The following is a 19,009-nucleotide window of genomic DNA, read 5'->3' on the forward strand; positions in this document are numbered from 1 at the left end:
GTTATCCACGAATCCACAATTCACACCTTTTCCCCATTGTGAATTGTGGAGTTTTCGGTGCAAAGTTATCCACCCTTATCCACGCCTCTGTTGGCCTGTAGCGGGAGTGAGATGTGCAAAAAACGTTATCCGCTTTTTGTCCACCGCTTATCCCCATGTTTCCCCAGTGTTATCCACAGATTTCCCCATTGTGATGGCGCTACGTGGATAAACCTGTGGAATGCGTGTGGAAAAAGGGCGAAAAAGCCCCTCAGTAACTTGAATCGCAGGTCAGGGGTGTGGATACTTCAGCTTGGGAGCCAAAAAACAGGTCAAATACCGTTCTTCCGGCCCCGCAGCAGGCGGCCAAAAAACAGTAACTAAAGGACGAAAAGAGGCGAAAACCAGCCCATAACTGCGAGCATGGCGGCGGCGAACAGCCTAAAAGGTTAGCTTGATGGCCTCTTCTTCCCAGCCAGCGCGTACTTGCTTGGTCTGGGGATAGATATAAACGGGCTCAGCGGGGAGCAGCAGTTTGGGATCGCCGCCGCGCCAGGAGCCGTTGGCGTCGGCATCGATGAGCACCCGAATGCGGTAAGTGCCCGGTGTCAGGAAGTCGAACCGAAACGTATTGCGCGGGCTATCCAGCGACTGCACCAGTTGATACGTGTTGTCGAGCAGTTGCAGCGTGTAGCGCTTGTACTTGGTTTGGATGGTGCCGCTGAGCGTTCCGAACGGAGATTGCTCGGTGAGGCGCAACGGAATCGGACGAAAACCCAGCCGTGACCCCGTCACCGAAGTGATCGCGGTGCTGTCGAGCACCAAGGAGATCTTGTTTTTAGCTTTTGTATTCAGATTGATAATCAACTGGTTGCGCTCGGGATTGAGCGAGCCATCCTGAGGGGCGCGCAACGGCCGACGCGAGGTAGAGTCTTCGACCAGCGTACCAAAAGGCTTATTCGCTGCCAGGCGAACCGGTTCGTTGAACTGAATGCGCAGCTGGCCCTGCCGATATACTTCCCGGCCGCCGCCCTCAAGGGAATAGGCCGGGCCGCGACGGGCGGGAGCAGTACCCTGAAAGCGCACGTTGAGGGTATCGCGGCCGGTGTTGCCCACGCTGTCGGTAGTAGCCAGAATATAGCGGCCTTCGGGGAGGACAGGCGTTTTGTAGAGAATGACCGACCGGCCTTTTTCTGCCATTTGCACCGCTTCGGTGAGCTCGGGCGTCGTGGCCGAAGCGTTCAGCGGTGTGAGCGAGGCTTGCTGGATACCTTCGTTCAGGCCGATTTTGTAGTTGTTGAACCCAGGCTGCTGGGAAGTAATCAGCGCTTTGCGAGCATCCGGGCGCACCAGCTCGAAGCGCAGGCTATCGACGCCGGGCCGAACTGTGAGCAAATCGGGTAGGTAAGCAATCTTCTCCCCTTCTTCGTAGCGACCGCTCTGGTTTTTGTCGGCCAAAGCATACATGCGGTACTTGCCTTCTTTGAGGTTGCGCAAGGCAAAATTTCCGGTCTTATCAGTACGCGCCAAGTAATACGGCTTGCCGCGGCGCACACCCAAAGTATCGGCTTCCGGATACAGAATTACCGAGGCTTCGTTGGCCGGTTGGCCTGTAAGCAGGTCGTGTACAACGCCTCGCACCGAGCCCGAATCCAGCTGAGGGCCGGTGCTGAAGCTGAATAGTACATCTTTGGCCGGCGTGCTTTCGGTGATATCCGAAACGGCATCGCCAAAGTTGAAGGAGTACGTGGTATTCGCGTCAAAAGGCTTCTCAAACGTGAGGCTGATGGCGTTGCGCTCCTCCCGCACTTTGTAGTGGTTGGCGTCCGGAATGACGGGTGCCACAATCAACTTCTTCTGCAAGTCCTTTACCTGCACCGACTCCGAAAACACCAGCCGCACCGTTTGTTCCTTCACGTTGCGCGCCCCATTGGCGGGCGTCGTACTCACCAGCTTGGGCGCCACCGTGTCGCGGGGGCCACCTTCGGGAGAACTGACGGCCGCGCAGCCACCGAGCAAAGAACTAACAGACAGAAGAAGCAGCAGATCAGCGCGAACGAACATCGGCGGGCGAAGGCAGTGGAAAAGTAGAAAATCAGCGTTTGCTAGCTACGTAAATCAGGCTAGAATATTGCCCGTTGTGTTGCGCGGCGTATTTATTGGACTGAAAACCAGTCTTTAGCACCGTAAGCAAACCACCGCCGCGCTCGGCCCGGTGCTTTTCACTGAGCATGCTCACATAGTAAGCATCCAGCTCCATCGGCAGCGTTTCGCGCACGATCATCTTGTGCTTTTTGAGCAGTTGCGTCATCGTTTTGGGCGCGAAATGGTACAAGTGCCGGGGCACATCGTACGCCGCCCAATCTTGGCGATAGTGCTGAGCATCAAGGCTATCGACGTTGGGTACAGCAATGATCAGCACGCCGTCGGGCTTGAGCAGGCCGATGAGCTGACGCAGGGTTTCGTTGAGCGTGTGTACGTGTTCGAGCACGTGCCAGAGCGTAACGGCATCGAAAGTGCCGGCCTCCAACGAATCGAGACTGCCGGAGCCGATGGGCTGGCCCACGCGTCGTGCCGCTTCTTCGCGTGCCCGCGCATTGGGCTCAATACCCACTATTTGCCAATGGCTCGCTTTGCAGGCGGCTAAAAAATGGCCCGTGCCGCATCCGTAATCCAATATTTTGCCTTTGCGCGGCGCGTGCTTGTTCAGTAAGCTCACCTTGCGGCGCATCGTGAAAAAGCGTGCGATGCGGTAGGCTTGGTTGATGACGCCCGCCGCGGCACTGTTGTGCGACACGTAGTCGTCGGACTCGTAATAGCGCCCGATCTGGTCCGCGTTGGGCCGCGGATTGGTAAACTGAAAACTGCACGCCTCGCACTGCACAATGGCGAAGCTTTCCTTACTCACCGACTTGTCTTCGACTACCAGCTTGTTGCGAAAGTCGCTTTTCCCACACACCGGGCATTTATCCAAACGTTCGTAGGACACGGATTGAAATTATGGAGGCAAAACTCTGAGTGCGGAAGCCCATCAGGAGAACCAATACGGTACCCCAATTTGCCTCCGCACTCAAAATTCAACATTACTTACCCAAGTACACCATCAGGACCGAAATATCGGCTGGCGACACTCCGCTGATGCGCGAGGCTTGACCAATGGTTTCGGGTTGTACGCGCAGGAGCTTTTCGCGGGCTTCGTGCGAAAGGGCAGGCATTTGCTTGTAATCCAAGCGGCCCTGAATCACGAAGTTTTCCAGCTCCAAGAAGCGTGCAGCCTGCTGGTATTCCTTCTCGATGTACGTTTCGTACTTGATATTGATAATGGCTTGCTCTAAGCTATATTCTTGATATACAGATAGTTGTAAAGCAAGCGCCGGAAGCACGCTGATCAAGTGAGCCAGCTCCACGTTCGGCCGACGCAGCAAGTTGATCGCGCGCGTCTTTTCCGTGATGGGCGCCGAGCCAATCGATTCCAGCAACCCATTGACTTCGGCGGCCTCCACGGGCATATTCTTCAGCAGCTCAAGCACTTCCGTGGTCTGGCGAAGCTTTTCTTCCACGCGCCGCATGCGTTCTTCCGATGCTAAGCCAAGCTTGTGGCCAAGCGGCGTGAGGCGGATATCGGCATTGTCTTGGCGGAGCAAGATGCGGTGTTCGGCCCGCGACGTAAACATGCGGTAGGGCTCGTCGGTGCCTTTGTTTACCAAGTCGTCGATGAGGACGCCGATGTAGGCTTCGCTCCTTTTCAGGATGAAAGGCTCTTTGCCGTGCACGCGATTATGGGCGTTGATACCGGCCATAAGGCCTTGGCAAGCAGCCTCTTCGTAGCCCGTAGTACCGTTGATCTGGCCGGCGAAGTAGAGGTTTTTGATGCGCTTGGTTTCCAGCGTCAGGTTGAGCTGGGTCGGCGGGAAGAAATCGTACTCGATGGCATAACCCGGCCGGAACATCTTGGCGTTCTCGAAGCCCACAATCTTGCGCAAGGCGCGGTATTGCACGTCTTCCGGCAACGACGAGCTAAAGCCATTCACGTACACTTCCACCGTGCTCCAGCCTTCGGGCTCCACAAAAATCTGGTGGCGGTCCTTGTCGGCGAAGCGGTTGATTTTGTCCTCCACCGACGGGCAATAGCGCGGTCCTAAGCCCTTGATGCGACCCTGAAACATGGGCGACTTCTCGAAGCCCTCGCGCAGAATGTTGTGCACCTCAGAATTGGTGTAGGTGATGTAGCACGGGCGCTGGGTGGTCAGGCGAGGCGTGTCGAGGTAGGAGAATTTACTCGGCTCCTCGTCGCCGGGCTGCACTTCCATTTTGCTGTAGTCCAGCGAGCGGCCATCGACGCGGGGTGGCGTACCGGTTTTCATGCGGCCGGCTTCGAAACCCAGCTCTTTCAGCTGCTCCGTAATGCCCGTGCTACCGCGTTCGGCGGCGCGTCCGCCGCCAAAATTTTTCTCCCCAATGTGGATCAGGCCGTTGAGAAACGTACCGTTGGTCAGCACCACGCTTTTTGCCCGAAACTCAATGCCAAGCTGGGTGCGCACGCCGACCACCGTATCATTTTCGACCACCAAGCCCATTACAGCTTCCTGCCAAAAATCTACGTTGGGCGTTTGCTCGAGGGTCATGCGCCACTCTTCGGCAAAACGCATGCGGTCGCTTTGCGCGCGCGGGCTCCACATGGCGGGGCCTTTCGAGCGGTTTAGCATCCGGAACTGGATCATGGTTTTGTCGGTCACAATGCCCGATTGCCCGCCCAGCGCGTCAATTTCCCGCACGATCTGGCCTTTGGCCACGCCGCCCATCGCGGGGTTGCACGACATCTGCGCAATCGTGTTCATGTTCATGGTCACGAGCAGCACCTTCGAGCCGAGGTTGGCTGCCGCGGCCGCCGCTTCGCAGCCGGCATGGCCCGCTCCTACTACAATGACATCGTATTCCTGCTCAGTGAACATAATCGGGGGTGTTATTTGGGAACTGCTGGGGAGAACAGCGGAGAAGTAAGTTTTGTGCCAGATCTAAAAACTAGTTCCTGTTTCTGGTTCAGGAAGAGTCAGTTGTCCGGTAGCATGCCCTAGAAAACCAAAAACCGCCCCCGTTTCGGTCGAAACGGTTGGCGGTTTTGAGGTGGTTACCAGAAAGTACCTAACGCAACGCGCTCAGAACGTGCGCAAAGATAGGCAGTCGTCTTCTTTTTTGCGCATCGCCGTCTGGCTCAGCAAGTCTTTGTCGGCGTAGCCAAGCAGGTGCAACACTCCATGAATCATGACGCGGTGCAGCTCATCGCGAAACGCGACGCCGAGTTGCTGGGCATTGTCCCGCACCCGTTCTACGCTGATGAACACGTCGCCTTCGATGATGTCGGCGTCGTCGGCGTTGTCGAAGGTGATCACGTCCGTGTAGGTATCGTGTTCGAGGTATTCGACATTGACTTGGTGCAGGTACTCATCGGAGCAGAAAATGTAGGTCAGGTGCACGATTTCGTGTTCGTGTACTTCGGCTACGCGTTCTATCCAAGAGGTAAGTTCCTCAGCATCAGTTAGTTCGAAATCAACATCTTCTACCAAGAACTCAATGCCATGAACCTCATACGGTTCATCCATCGGCTCTTCGTCGTGGTCGGGGGGCAACGAGGTCATGCCGCAGTCTGGTCGGAAGAAGTGGTAGCAGCCGATTCGTCGGCCGTGTCGGGGCTGAGCATAAAAGTGAGCTGCACGTTGCGGCCGTCCTTGTTAAACTCCACTTCGTCGGCCAAATGGCGAATCAGGAAGATGCCGCGACCGCCGGGGTTTTCGAGATTTTCGGGAGCCGTAGGGTCGATCAGGTTGGTGTAATCAAACCCGTTGCCTTCGTCTTCCACTTCAAACTTCACCCGGTCTTTATCGACGTACAGCGACAAATAGACGTTTTTGTCCTTGTCGAACTTGTTGCCGTGGCGAATTGCGTTGTTTACCGCCTCCGTGACGGCCACCATGATATTGCCGTAAATATCGTCTTCAATGTGGAAGGTATCTTTCGAGTTATCGATGAAACTTTCTACCACGCGGATGTTCTCAACGAGCGAAGGAATCTGAATTTTGACCTGCTTCATAAGGGAGGGTAAGGGGGCAGCGGCGGTAAAAATAGCGAGGTGCTACTTCATTTTCTGAAAATATTCACTCACCTCGCGCTGGTAGTACGGCGTGAGGGCTGGTGGCACGGTGCGGAGCAACTCGGTTTGCCGGTCTTTCTGGCGTTTGTATTTGTCAAAAGCAGGCGGAAAAACAGGTGGTCGATTTTGGGCCGTCTGCGCTTCGCGCTTGTCATCCTGGTCCCGCTCGCGGGCCGATTTCTCGGCTTCCAGCAAACGAGTCAGGATTTGGCGCTGGCGCATAATGGTCTGCTCCGTCAGCCGCTTATTTACGAGGTCGGTCTCGGTTTGTTCCATCATTTTTTTGATGTCGCCGGTTCCGCCCGCACCCTCCTGGCCTTTGCCATCTTTTGCATTTGGGCCACCGGGCTTGCCCTGCTGCTGCATTTTTTCCAGGTCGCCCATGGCCTGCCGCAGCATTTGCTGTTGAGCTGCGAGCTTGGCTAATTCCTCCGACATAGCCCGACCCGATTTGCCGCTTTGCTGAAGCTGCTGAATCTGCTGGTTGAGTTGTTGCTGCATGCGCCCCATCTGGCCTTCGCCGGCGGCACTGCCCTTCTTTTTTTTGCGGCCCGATTTGCCGCCGCCTTGCTGCTGTTGCTGCTGTCCTTGGCGCTGTTCTTCCTGCATTTGCTGCAAAGCCGCGTCCAGCATAAGCGCCAGGTTGTTCATCGACGTCATGGCCAATTGCTGGCTGCTGGTAGCGCGGCTTACGTTACGCTGCCGAATCTGGTCGAGCGATTCGTCCATGCGGCCGTTCATCTCCCCTACTTCGCGGGTTACAAATGACTGAATCTGAGCCGCCTTTTTGGCCAGTGCGTACAGCGAATCCTGAATCACGGCTGCGTCGTCTTTGAGCTTGCGCTGCTGCTGGCTCAGCTGCACAAAGCGCGGGTCGGTCTGGTCGACTTGCCGAAACTCCTTCATCACGCCTTCCTGGTCAAATGAGAGCTTGAGCAGGTTTTCCAAGATGTCGCGCAGGTCGTCGATGTTTTCCTGCTGCTGATCGCTTTCTTCCTCGCTCTGCTGGTCCTTCATTTTCTGAGCCATCTGCTGCATTTTCTGCGCGGCGTCTTTTTGGCTCTGGCTGGCTTTCTGGTTCTGGTTTTTGCCTAGCTCCTGCTGGCTTTCTTCCATTTCCTGCTCCACCTGCTGCTGCTCCTGTTTCATCTCGTCGGCGCCGTTCTCATTTTCGAGCTGCTCGTCGATTTTCTTCAGGTCCTGCAGGTCTTTCTTGACGTCTTCAAATTGCTGCTGCATCTGGGCTTGCTGCTGCTTTAGCTCCTGCTGCTTTTGTTGCTGCTGTTGCTTGTCGCCTTGCTGGTTAGCTTTGTCGTTTTTCTGGGTTTCGTCGGCCAGCTTCTGCTGCTCTTTGGCTAGCTCATCGAGCTTGTTGGTCGCCGATTCCATCTTCTGCTCGTATTGCAGCTGCTTGAACATCTCCAGAGCCCGCTCCAACTCTTTCTGCAACGTATTCTCCTTGTTTTCAAGCTGTTGCAAAAGCTTCTGCATTTCGGGCTGTACCATGTCCTGCTGCTGTTCCAAAAGCTTTTGCAGCTGCTCGTAAAGCTTCTTGGTTTCGGGGTCGAGCAGGGTTTCCATGAGCTTCTTCAGTTCTTCGGCCTTCTCTTTTAGCTGCTCGCTTTTGGGGTCAAACTGGTCCTGCTTCTGGTTCATCTCCTCGAACATCTTCTTGACCTCGGCCATCTGCTGGTCCATCTGCTGCTTCTGGTTCAGCATCTCTTCCAGCTGCTTGCGGTCCTGAAAGTTGAGGTCGCGCTTGGTCTTGAGCTTGTCACCGGCCTTGGCCAGTTCGCGCTCCAGCTTCTTCGACTGCTGCGCGCTCTGGCTTAGCTGGTTTTGCATGGACTGGGCCTGCTCGTTCAGCTGTTTTTGCAACTCGGCGCGGGCCGGCAGCTTGAACTCAGCTTGGCGCGTCCGGGCGCTTTTGGGGCCGTGCACGCCGTCGTTGTCCCATACCTGCACGAAGTATTCGAGGCGGTCGCCGGGCTTCATGTTGAGCGGCTGCAAATCCCATTGGTAAGCATACGTCTGAGCCGAGCCGCTTTGCAACGGCAGCGCCCGCGCTTTGTAGCCCGTATTTGGGTTCTGAGCCGACGTAACGCGGTAATGTAACTGCAAACGCGTCAGGCCATAATCGTCTCGCACTGAGCCACCTAGGGCCAAGTAGCGCAGCGAGGTCGTGTCGGCGAAGCTCTCTACCGTCACCTCCGGCACTTGATCCTGAATGGCCGTAATCTGATACTGAATGGGGTCGCGGTTGAGGCTGATGGCATTTTGCAAGCGCACCGCGTACTCCTGCGAGCGCATCACCCGATGCGTGACAACAAATTGATTATCAGCCTCTTCTGCAATTACCGTTTCGTCCGGATTTTTGAATTGCAATTGCAGCTTATCGGTGGCGGCGGTAGCAAATTCCCAGCGCACGGTGCTGCCTTCGGGCACGGTCAGGTTGCCGCTGTTGCGGATGGTTTCGGCCGGCTTGCCGATGTAGGCCGGGTAGGTTACCTGCATGGAGAAGTCGCGGAGGTTGGGCCGCTCACGCACCAGCAGGTTGTAGTCATCGGAAGTGAAGCCCGCGGCGGCTAGCTGAAACGCCACGTCTTTTTGCAACTGCTTGAATTCGAAGCTGTAGTGGTTGCCTTGCTCTTTGGTCAGACGCCGTTCGCGGCCGCCGTACACGATGTTGATTTCGTTGGGCAGTACTTCGCCTTCTATGCGCACGTTCAGCTTATAATCTTCGTTGCGAAAGGCCCGTAAGTCCTTGTTTTCCAGAACAAACTGAAACGGTGCAGGTGGCGAATACGCTTGACGGTAGTGCAAAATGCGCTCCGTACCCTGCACAAACAGGCTTGGGTACACCAGCAGCACCAGCACAATGATGCCCGCCGGAATGGCCACGTATTTCCATAGCGGCCGCGTCTGCGTTTGGATGTTGATGCCATCGGCAAATTCCAGACCTGTAAACTGCGCCGCCCGCTGCTCTAGGCTCGCCGCGATAAGGGCGTTTTCCTGAGCTTTGCCTTGTAACTGCAAGGCATTCAATAGCTTATCCTGTACTTGCGGAAACAGGTCGCCGACGCGTTGAGCGGCTTGCTCATCGGTGAGCAGGCGGCGCAAATTGGTAAGGGCCGCCAGCGGCTGCCAGATCCAGTGCACAAACGCGTACACCACCAACCCCAAAAAGCCAAACAGCAGCCCGCCCCGTACCCACGTGGGCAGGTAGAGGAAGTATTCGAGCAGGTTGAAAACGACAAACAGCGTTAGCAACAGGCCGCCGGCCACCAGCGCACCGCGCACCAGCAGGCTTAGGTAAAACTTGCGCTTAAAAGCATCCAGTTGCGTGAGCACCTGTTGCAGAGCCGGCAAGTGGGCAGTTGAAGGGAGCGTAGCTTTTTCCACGGACATAAACACAGACCAAATCGGGCTCAGACAAGATACAGCTTAAACGGCAGCTCCGACCAGAAAAGTGCCGCGCAAGCAAGCCTCGCCCTTATAACTCCACAAACGCCGGGCAGTGATCCGAGTGCACCACATCGGGCAAAAGACCAGCGTTTTGGATGCGCGGTTGCAACTGCTCATCGACCAGCACATGGTCTAAGCGCCAGCCCACGTTGCGGGCCCGGGCGCCGGCTCGGTACGTCCACCAGGAGTAGTGGCCCACCGCATCGCCGTGGTGGTGACGAAACGAGTCGGTGAAGCCGTCGGCGAGGAAATCGGCGAACCACGCCCGCTCCTCTGGCGTGAAACCAGGGCTGTTTTGGTTGGCCTTGGGGCTGTGCAGATCGATGTCGCGCTGGCAGCAATTGAAGTCGCCAACAATGACGAGCGGCGGCACCGTGGCCCGCAACTCATGCACGTACTTGCGGAAAAAATGCAGCCACTCAACTTTGAACGCCTGCCGCTCCGGTCCGCTTGTGCCCGAAGGCATGTAGGTATTGATCACCGAAAACCCATCGAAGTCTAGGCGCAGCACGCGGCCCTCGCTGTCGTAACAATCAGTACCACAACCGATTACAACATTGTTGGGTTTTTGCTTCGAAAAGGTAGCTACGCCGCTGTAACCCGGCTTTTCTGCCGGATGCAAACAAGCGTGATACCCAAGGGCCTCAAGACCAGAGATATCCAGTGCCTCACGGCCTGCTTTAATTTCCTGCAAGCACAGGACGTCTGGCGCCGCGTTTTCAACCCAGCTCAGCAGGCCTTTGCTCAACGCCGAGCGCAACCCGTTGACGTTATATGTGATGATTTTCAAAAGGAAAACTTCGGTGATAAATAGTTGAAAACCCAAATCAACCGTCCTCCCAAGCGAAAGCAAAGGACCTCTTCCGCACTAGTTTTTACTACTTGTGCAGAGGCCCTTTGCTTTCGCTTGGGAGGACTGGCAGGTGGGAAAACGCCAACCAGAAACAGTTGGAAAGCTTTGGTTATTCCTCGTCTTCCTGTTGCTGAAAATACTCGAGCATATGCCATTTGAGCATACGCTCTTGCTCTTTGAGGCTGGCAAAAGGCACTGGCCGCAACAGTTTGTAATGCGGCCAGCCATCTTCATCGATGCGCTCTAGCTCGTAGTACCCGCTGATGCTGAAGAGCTTACACGTAGCAATGTGCATCAGGTCCTGTTTTTGTTCTTTGGTAAACGGACCTGCGCCCTGCCCAAGCTCCTGCACGCCGATAAGCAGCAGCAGAGCATTGAGGTCTGGTTTTTTGCCGAAGCGCTCGCGCATTTGGTTCATCAGCTCCCACCAGCGCTGCTCAAACTGCGCTTCGGTTTCTTCCGGATTCAGCATGATTAGGCGCTGTGTTCGGCGTGCGGCGGAGCCGGCACGGCCCCCTCCTCTTTCAGGACTTCCCAGTACTCCACGGCGCGGCGGAAATGCGGAATCACGATGCTGCCGCCGATGATGTTGGCAATCGCAAATACCTCGTACAGTTGCTCTTGCGTGACGCCTTCCTCGTAGCATTTGCCGACGTGGTACTTGATGCAATCGTCGCAGCGTAGCACCATGGAACAGGCCAGCCCCAGCATTTCCTTGGTTTTTACATCCAACGCGCCTTCCTGATAGGTATTGGTGTCGAGGTTGAAAAAGCGCTTAATGACCTTGTTATCAGCCGCCATGATCTTTTCGTTCATGCGCTGGCGGTAGTCGTTGAATTCGGTGACGAGGCTCATAAATGGGAAGTAAGAATGATAAGCTAGTGGCTAGCGCTGAAGCGTTCTTGCGCTTGCGAAGCGATGGCCCCCAACGGAGATGGAAATTTAGAACACGAAAGTAGGCACAAATGATCCAGCGGTTTGGGCAAACCGCCGTCCGGCGCTACCTTCAAGCTGCGGTTTTTTCGCTTCCCGATACCTACGCCCAACCCAACCGTTTTGTGAACATACAAACCGCCTTTGCCGATTTTGTATCGCTCATTTTTCCGCGGGTATGCCTGGCGTGTGAAGAGGCCTTGCGCCGTGGCGAGCAGCATATTTGCACCAACTGCCGCGTCGAGCTGCCCTACACCGGTTACCATACGCTTGCGCCGGCTCAGAACCCGTTGGCACGTCGGTTCTGGGGCAAAGTGCCGTTGCGCTACACGCTGAGCTACCTGAAGTTTCTGCGCCGCGGCCGGGTGCAGCATCTGTTGCACCAGTTGAAGTACAAGGGGCAGCAGGAAGTTGGCCAAGTGTTGGGTCAGTGGTACGGGGCCGAGCTAGCTGCTCAGGGCTTCGCCGCCGAATTTGACCTTATTGTACCCGTGCCTCTGCACCCCCGCAAGCTAGCCCAGCGCGGCTACAACCAAGCCGACAGCTTCGCCGAAGGATTGGCCTCTGCCCTATCGGCGCCTTGGAGTGCGCATGCATTGCGCCGCACAGCTCACACTAAGTCGCAGACCCAGAAAAACAGAGTAGAGCGCTGGCAAAACGTAGCGAACGTTTTTGAAGTAACCGAATCCTCAGCCATTGCAGGAAAGCGCATTCTGGTAGTGGACGACGTGCTTACCACCGGTGCTACCCTGGAAGCTTGTGCTGCTGTGCTGTTGGCGGCCGGTGCGCAGGAGGTGAGCATTGCGACCATTGCCAGCGCAGAACTAGCTTGACCTGAATAACAAGGAGTATTTTACAGGTTATTGATTGTCAAAGAGTTATAAGTTGGTATAAGCAAACAAAAAGCCCTTGCAAACTGCAAGGGCTTTTTGTTTGATAGGTTAAAAAGTAAGCTTACTTGTTCGAGCCAGCGTTGATCATAGCGCAACGGAAACCGATGGTAGCGGTAGCCGAATCTTCAGCCATGAAGCGACGTGTGCCAGGCGAGAGCCAGTAAGCTACGTCGCGCCACGAACCGCCTTTGTACACGCGCACGTGGTCGTCGATGAGCGACTGGTAGCCTTTCTTGTCGTACTTCTCAGCAGGGTCGAGGAAGCCGTTCCGACGGAAGGGGTTCAGGTCTTCTACGTCTTCGAACGACAGCGGACGGTAAATGTCCTGTACCCATTCATTTACGTTGCCAGCCATGTTGTAGAGGCCGTAATCGTTCGGAGGGTAGTTGTAGATGTACTCCGTGATCATGGCGCCGTCGTTCAGGCTACCGGCGATACCAGCGTAGTCACCACGGCCACGCTTGAAGTTGGCCAGGAAGCTACCCATGTTCTTGCCGTATGGGTTACGAACCTGACGACCATCCCAAGGATAGATGCGCTTGTTTTCTTGGTTTTCGTTGCCGGTTTCCTGCGTTCCGATCAAAGCTTGCGCGGCGTATTCCCATTCAGCCTCAGTAGGCAGGCGGTAATTAGGCAGCGTGTTGCCGTTCTCAATCGAAATTTTGGGTTTGCCGTCGCCGGTGTCAGCGCCTTCGGCTGCATCAGCAGTTGCCTTCTTTTTGCGCTTAAACAAGCCGCCGCCACCGCCGCTTGAGCCGCTACCTTCGTCAACACCAGCAAGGTGCTCGTTGACTTTGGCTGTGCGCCACGTGCAGTAGTCGTTAGCCTGCAACCAGCTTACGCCCACCACTGGGAAGTAGCGGAAGCCGGGGTAACGCAGGTAGTAATCCACATAAGGGTCGTTGAACGACAACTCGCGCGCCCACACTGCCGTGTCGGGCAGCGCCGACTGATAGAATTCCTCCGACGAGTCTTTGCGTACGAAGTGCAGGTATTCGAGCCAGTGAATGTTGGCTACCTCGGCTTCGTCCATATAGAACGAGGCGATGGTCACGGTGCGCTCCACGTTGTCGCGCGTCATGGCCACATCTTCCTCGGCTGAACCCAGCACGGTACGACCGCCTTCAATAAATACCAATCCGGGTCCTTCAGGGATGCCCTTATAATCGGCCACCTTCATGCCCTCTTCGGTGTTGTACTCGATGCCCGTTGTCGAGCTGTACTTACCGGGTTTCGTAGCGGTAGGCGGACCACCCTTACAAGAAGCCAGTGCACAGGCTCCAACAATGGTGTAACGCAGGTACTTGGAGAAATTCATGATTGAGTTGAAACTACCTGTGATTAAAGGTTTTAGAGAAGGCAATTTGGATGCAATAATACAAAAAGTTAGAAGGCCGGACAAGGAATCGCCGGGTAATTCCGACGTTTTAATCGGCGCCATGCTGCTTCCAGTGCATCGAACTGCCGGATGGATAGTGAAAGTTCATGCGCTCCTCCCAAATCTGCACTGAATTGACTCAGACTCACATCATAACTGTATCCCAAGCGAAAAGCCCCTACGTTGACCCCGGCAATTGCCGTCAGAATTTGCTGCGGATGCAGCGACCCTGGTAGGGGTACTCCCCGGTACACGGCCCCCAAGGTAATGGGGGTCACAGTACCGTATAATCCAACTTCTGCCCGCTGCGAACCACCCTGATAAGTATAATTGATGGTAGGTGTAAGGCTGATTTCGCGAAGCTCTTTGTTAACGGTGGTCTGCGCGAAATAGTATTTGTAACCCGCATTAATATTCAGACGCAGAGGTAGTTTGCTCTGCGTCATGAAGCCTAAGTCGGGTTGATTGAGATGATGCGCGGCCACCCCCAACCACGCCTGCTTGGTATACAGGATAACGCCTGTACCAATGCTGAAATAGTTAACGGGCTTATAATCAAGTGGTTCTGCAGAAGGCCCGGTGATCGTTCCGTCGTCGGAAAGCTGGTCGCCGAACACAAGATTGCCGTAGCTGATGCGTTGGTGTCCGTAGCTGGCTTTCACGCCGCCGCTTAGGCTTAGGTCTTCCGTCAGGCGGGTGTGGTAAGCGTAGACGCCACCGATTTCGTAGCGCGTGTAGCCAATGGAGCCCGTGCGGTCGAGGTTCATCAGCAGGCCTACCGCGCTGCGCTGGTCGCGAAACCGATAATCGGCGGCCAGCTGGCTCGTCTGGAATGTGCCCGCCAACGTTGGGAACTGGTTGCGGTAGCTAAAGGTGATGCTGTAATCATCAAGCAAGCCCGCAAACGCCGGGTTGGTGTGCAGCCGTGTAGCGTAGGGCTGCGCATAATAAAGGTCTTGGGCGTGCACAGCTCCCGGTTGAAAACCCGCCATAGCAACGGCAAACCCAATACCAAACAGCTTTTGACGTTTCTGTGACCTGAAAGTAGACGAAACCAATCGGAACAATCCTGATATGCGCATATGCAACCCCTCTAGCGTTTGTCGGCTCCTACTTTGACGCGCCGTAGCACAAACGTGGGAACTAAAATGCCAATTTCCTTCATCTTTACCAGTAGTGCCGAGGCAATTAGTGGCGTTCGAAATTTGCTATGTCCCTAATGTAAGTGCAAAAGTAGCTACAACGCGGCCTTACTTTTGCCAACTCAGAGTGTGTAGTACACTTTTTGGCGGCCTCCACTCCTGCTGTTCTTATCTCGCTGATCTTCCCTAAGTTTTCCTGCATATGCGCAAGTTGTTTTTAGGAATATTGATTTTTCTGGTGGTGTTGGTGGCTGCTGTCGCCTTGGCCCCTGTCCTGTTTAAAGACAAGCTCAAACAGGCCCTCGACAAGCAGTTGGCCCAACGTGTACGGGCCAAAGTTGAGTACGACCCCGACAAAGTCAGCTTAAGCTTGTTCCGCACGTTTCCGGATCTGGCCCTGAGCATCGACGGCTTGCGCGTGATCGGCCAGGATTCTTTTGCCCGCGATACGCTGGCTTACCTGCCCACGTTCCGGGCCGGCCTGGATTTGATGAGCGTAGTGCGTGGCGATCAAATCAAGATCAAAACCATCGAGTTCGATCAGCCCAATATCAACCTGAAAGTATTGAAGAGCGGGCGCGCCAACTGGGACGTATTTATTTCCGATTCGGCCGCGGCCAAAGCCGGACAGGATACGACGCAGGTAAACGTAGCCATTAAAGGGTGGGAGATCAACAACGGCAAGCTGCGCTACGAAGACCGCAGCATTCCGTTCGCGATGAGCGCCACCAACGTGAACCACACCGGCTCCGGCGACTTCGAGCGCAACGTGTTCGATATGGTATCAAAAACGACAGCCGACAACTTCACCATGAACTACGCCGGCGTCGATTACCTGTCGAAAGCCAAGCTCGATGCCGACGTGACGATGGCCATGGACTTGGGCAAGATGCTGTTTACGTTTAAGGATAACAACGTCAAGGTCAACAACTTCCCGGCGAGCTTTGCCGGGACTATTGCCATGCCAGCCAAGGACATGGACTTCGATCTGAAGTTTAAGGCGCTGGAAACCGACTTTAAAAACATACTGAGCGTGGTACCGGGCATGTTTACGGAGCAGTTCAAAAACATCCAGACGGAAGGCCGGATGGCATTCGATGGTTACCTGAAAGGCACTTATAACGATCTGAAAATGCCTGGCTACGGCGTGAACCTGCAAGTGAAAAACGGCATGTTTAAGTACCCCGATCTGCCGCAAGCCGCCCGCAACATCAACGTGGATATGGCCGTGGATAACCCGTCGGGCTTCACCAACAACGTGAAAGTCAACGTGAAGCAATTCCATCTGGACCTCGGCAAGAACCCCGTCGATGGCAACGTAATCGTGGACGGACTGGAGCCGATGAAAGTCGACGGGCGCGTGAAAGCCAACGTCGATCTGGCCGAAATGATGAAGGTGTACCCGGTGCAGGACCTGATTTTGCGCGGACAGCTTTTCGTGGATGGCACGGCGAAGGGCGTTTACTCTAAAACGCAAATGCCAGTGGTACAAGCCGTTATGCGTATGACCAACGGCTACGTGAAATCGAAGCAGTTTCCGGCGCCAATCGAGAATCTGGCGTTTAACGGTACTGTCGTCAACACCACCGGGCAGCCCAACGACACGCGCATCAACATTCCGCAATTTCGGATGCTGCTCGACGGCGAACCACTGGAAGGCCGCGTGGCGGCGCAAAACATCGACAAGCCCATTTTCGATGCCGACGTGAAAGGCGTAGTCGACCTGACCAAGCTTACCAAAATCTTCCCGCTGGAAGGCATGACCGTAACGGGTCGCCTCAACGGCAACGTGGCTGCTAAAGGCAAAATGGCTGATATTGAGGCTGGTAGATACCAGAGCGTGGTGGCTTCGGGCACTGTAAATGCGCAAAACATCACCTACAAAAGCACCGATCTGCCGCAGGGTATGCGCGTGACGCGGGCCACAGCCACGTTCAACAACGACCAGATTGTGCTCAAAGACATGACTGGTTTTGTGGGCTCGTCGGATATTGCCGCCAACGGTGTGATTTCCAATTACATGGGCTATCTGTTTACGCCGGGTCAGCCGCTGCGTGGCAACCTGACCGTGAATAGCAACCGCTTCAACGTGAACGAGTGGATGGTGGACGAGGTGAGCTCAACGCCTACCGCTGGGGCCAAAGCTGCCACCAAAGCGCCCGCCACCGCTACTAAAGCCGATGGCGTACTGCAAATTCCGAAGTACTTCGACCTGACGCTGAACAGCAACGCGGACCAGGTAGTGTACGACAACCTCAAGCTCTCCGACGTGAAAGGTACCGTGGTGGTGCGCGACGAAACAGTTAAGCTTAACGGGCTGACATTTAACACGTTGGGCGGGTCGTTTGCTACAACAGGTAGCTACAGTAGCAAGGATCTGCAACACCCCAAGTTCGACTTTGGCCTGAACGTCAAGAACTTGAATTTCCAGAATGCTTTTAACGCATTTAATTCCATCAAGACGTTGGTGCCGCTGGCCTCGCAGGTGGAAGGTATCTTCTCGACTAACTTCAACGTGAGCGGCGAAATGGGGCCCGACATGATGCCCAACTACAGCACGCTTACGGGCAAAGGAGTATTTGATATTGTACGGGCCGCAGTGCTTAACTCGCCCGTAATGAACAAGATAAGCTCGCTGACGCAGTTTGACGAACTGAAGAAATTTGCGGTGGAAAACAAGGACGTGGCCGCTGAGATCCTCAACGGCAACTTCATCGTGAAGCCGTTTGACGTGAACATTGGTCAAATCAAAATGACGGTGGGCGGCTCTAATAACGTGAACGGCAACCTCGAATATGTGACGGCCCTGAATGTGCCCACCGGCAAGCTTGGCAACCAACTCAACAACCAACTCACGCGCCTGACAGGCGTGCAAAACCTGCAAGGCACCGACCGCGTGACGCTGGGCCTGAACATCGGCGGAACCGTTTCCAACCCGCAGGTGAAGCTCACGACCGGCAGCGTAAAGTCGCAGGCTAAGGACTTGGTTACCAACATTGTGCAATCGAAAGTCAACGATGCTAAGTCGCAGCTTCAGGCCCGCGCCAAAGTAGCCCAAGACAGTTTGCAGAACGATTTGCAGCGCAAGCAGCAGGAACTAGCCTCGAAAGCCCAGCAGGAAATTGAGAAGCGGCGCCTGGAAACCGAAGCCAAGCTGAAGCAGAAGGCAACGCAGGGCCTAAACAACATTCTGTTTGGCAAACCTAAGAAAGCTCCGGCCCAAACGGCACCGGTTGAGGAAACGCCAACAGCAGATAGTACGAAAACCAGATAATAGAATTATTTTTTGTTCGTTCGGGCAGCAGTTGGCTAACTTGTTGCAGGCAACGGAGCAGGTCGTGCCGTATTAGCGGACGATCTGCTCCGTTTTTTTCATCCCTTCCCACCGTTCATTTCTTATGAAATCAGTACGCTTTATCAGTTCAATAGCCGCAGTTGGCTTGTTGGCGCTCATTGGATGCAGCAAAGACAACGAATCGTCCGGTAGCATGTCGAAAATGGAGGTGCGCCTCATCGATGGTCCCGGCGATTACAAGGCCGTTAACCTCGATGTGCAGAGCGTGCAGGTGCACGTAAAAGATGGCGACGACGAGAAAGGCTGGGAAAACTTCGCCCTGATTAATCCGCGTTCTTATAACGTGATGGAGTACGTAAACGGCAACTCCGCCCTGCTGGCCAGCGCTGATTTTCCGGCCGGTCGCATCTCCCAGATTCGCTTGGTATTAGGGCCAAACAACACCGTTACGCTCAAAAATGGCCAAGTAAAACCTCTGACCACGCCCAGCGGCCAAACCTCGGGCTTGAAGCTGAAAATCGACGCCGACATCACGCGCGATGTGACTTACCAACTGGTGCTCGACTTCGACGTGGCAAAGTCCATTGTGGCGCGCGGCAACGGCGAATACAACCTGAAACCCGTAATCCGAACCTTTACCACGGCCATTGCGGGGGGCATCAAGGGCAAAGTCTCGCCCGTGTCGCAGCCTCAGATTCTGGTGATTCGCAACGCGGCGCCCATCGACACGTTCAGCACGTCGCCCAACGCGGAAGGTGGCTTCCTGGTGCGGGGTTTGGCAGCCGGTTCGTACCGGGTAGAGTTCTGGAACAACAATGCTCTTTATTCCAACTCCACGAAGCAAGCCACGGTCACAAACGAACAAATCGCGGACCTGGGAACTGTTGAATTAAAATAAGTACTTGATAATCATTATCTTATAA

14 protein-coding genes are annotated in these 19,009 nt (G+C 55.0%); 3 read left to right on the forward strand and 11 right to left on the reverse strand.

Features of this window, described 5'->3' with window-relative positions; all coding sequences use genetic code 11:
- Positions 1-420 precede the first annotated feature (420 nt).
- From FHG12_RS08180 to FHG12_RS08220, 9 genes are all read right to left on the reverse strand, one after another.
- Entirely contained in the window at positions 421-2,043 is a 1,623-nt protein-coding gene (locus FHG12_RS08180) for an Ig-like domain-containing domain (protein WP_139515263.1), read from the reverse strand.
- A gap of 31 nt (positions 2,044-2,074) precedes the next feature.
- On the reverse strand, positions 2,075-2,968 hold the full coding sequence (locus FHG12_RS08185; RefSeq protein WP_139515264.1) for a class I SAM-dependent methyltransferase: 894 nt from the start codon (positions 2,966-2,968) through the stop codon (positions 2,075-2,077).
- A 94-nt stretch (positions 2,969-3,062) separates the two neighbouring features.
- Positions 3,063-4,931: a tRNA uridine-5-carboxymethylaminomethyl(34) synthesis enzyme MnmG gene (gene mnmG / locus FHG12_RS08190; protein WP_139515265.1), complete on the reverse strand. Its 1,869-nt coding sequence runs from the start codon at positions 4,929-4,931 to the stop codon at positions 3,063-3,065.
- Between the two features lie 204 nt (positions 4,932-5,135).
- On the reverse strand, positions 5,136-5,615 hold the full coding sequence (gene ybeY, locus FHG12_RS08195) for an rRNA maturation RNase YbeY (RefSeq protein ID WP_139515266.1): 480 nt from the start codon (positions 5,613-5,615) through the stop codon (positions 5,136-5,138).
- Entirely contained in the window at positions 5,612-6,067 is a 456-nt protein-coding gene (locus FHG12_RS08200) for an ATP-binding protein (RefSeq protein WP_139515267.1), read from the reverse strand. The genes ybeY and FHG12_RS08200 overlap by 4 nt, the downstream gene beginning before the upstream one ends.
- Before the next feature lie 42 nt (positions 6,068-6,109).
- Positions 6,110-9,535 (reverse strand): DUF4175 family protein, encoded by a 3,426-nt coding sequence (locus FHG12_RS08205; RefSeq protein ID WP_139515268.1) that lies wholly within the window; start codon positions 9,533-9,535, stop codon positions 6,110-6,112.
- 85 nt (positions 9,536-9,620) lie between these two features.
- Complete coding sequence (locus tag FHG12_RS08210; RefSeq protein WP_139515269.1) at positions 9,621-10,382, reverse strand: exodeoxyribonuclease III; 762 nt, start codon at positions 10,380-10,382, stop codon at positions 9,621-9,623.
- 172 nt (positions 10,383-10,554) lie between these two features.
- Entirely contained in the window at positions 10,555-10,917 is a 363-nt protein-coding gene (locus FHG12_RS08215; protein ID WP_139515270.1) for a hypothetical protein, read from the reverse strand.
- 2 nt (positions 10,918-10,919) lie between these two features.
- Positions 10,920-11,300, reverse strand: coding sequence for a carboxymuconolactone decarboxylase family protein (locus FHG12_RS08220; protein ID WP_139515271.1), 381 nt, complete (start codon positions 11,298-11,300; stop codon positions 10,920-10,922).
- Positions 11,301-11,410: 110 nt separating this feature from the next.
- Between FHG12_RS08220 and FHG12_RS08225 the strand changes: the two genes are divergently transcribed.
- Positions 11,411-12,211, forward strand: coding sequence for a ComF family protein (locus FHG12_RS08225; protein WP_139515272.1), 801 nt, complete (start codon positions 11,411-11,413; stop codon positions 12,209-12,211).
- A 121-nt stretch (positions 12,212-12,332) separates the two neighbouring features.
- On the opposite strand, the gene FHG12_RS08230 is transcribed toward FHG12_RS08225, so the two are convergent.
- A complete protein-coding gene (locus FHG12_RS08230; protein ID WP_174805793.1) occupies positions 12,333-13,589 on the reverse strand; it encodes an SUMF1/EgtB/PvdO family nonheme iron enzyme in 1,257 nt (418 codons plus the stop codon).
- A gap of 68 nt (positions 13,590-13,657) precedes the next feature.
- Positions 13,658-14,641, reverse strand: coding sequence for a PorP/SprF family type IX secretion system membrane protein (locus tag FHG12_RS08235; RefSeq protein ID WP_165699341.1), 984 nt, complete (start codon positions 14,639-14,641; stop codon positions 13,658-13,660).
- Between the two features lie 352 nt (positions 14,642-14,993).
- Between FHG12_RS08235 and FHG12_RS08240 the strand changes: the two genes are divergently transcribed.
- Positions 14,994-18,065, forward strand: a complete 3,072-nt coding sequence (locus tag FHG12_RS08240) for an AsmA family protein (RefSeq protein ID WP_139515274.1) — start codon at positions 14,994-14,996, stop codon at positions 18,063-18,065.
- Between the two features lie 124 nt (positions 18,066-18,189).
- A complete protein-coding gene (locus FHG12_RS08245) occupies positions 18,190-18,984 on the forward strand; it encodes a DUF4382 domain-containing protein (protein WP_139515275.1) in 795 nt (264 codons plus the stop codon).
- The last annotated feature ends 25 nt before the right edge of the window (positions 18,985-19,009 follow it).

The organism is Hymenobacter jejuensis (assembly GCF_006337165.1).
GTDB lineage: Bacteria > Bacteroidota > Bacteroidia > Cytophagales > Hymenobacteraceae > Hymenobacter > Hymenobacter jejuensis.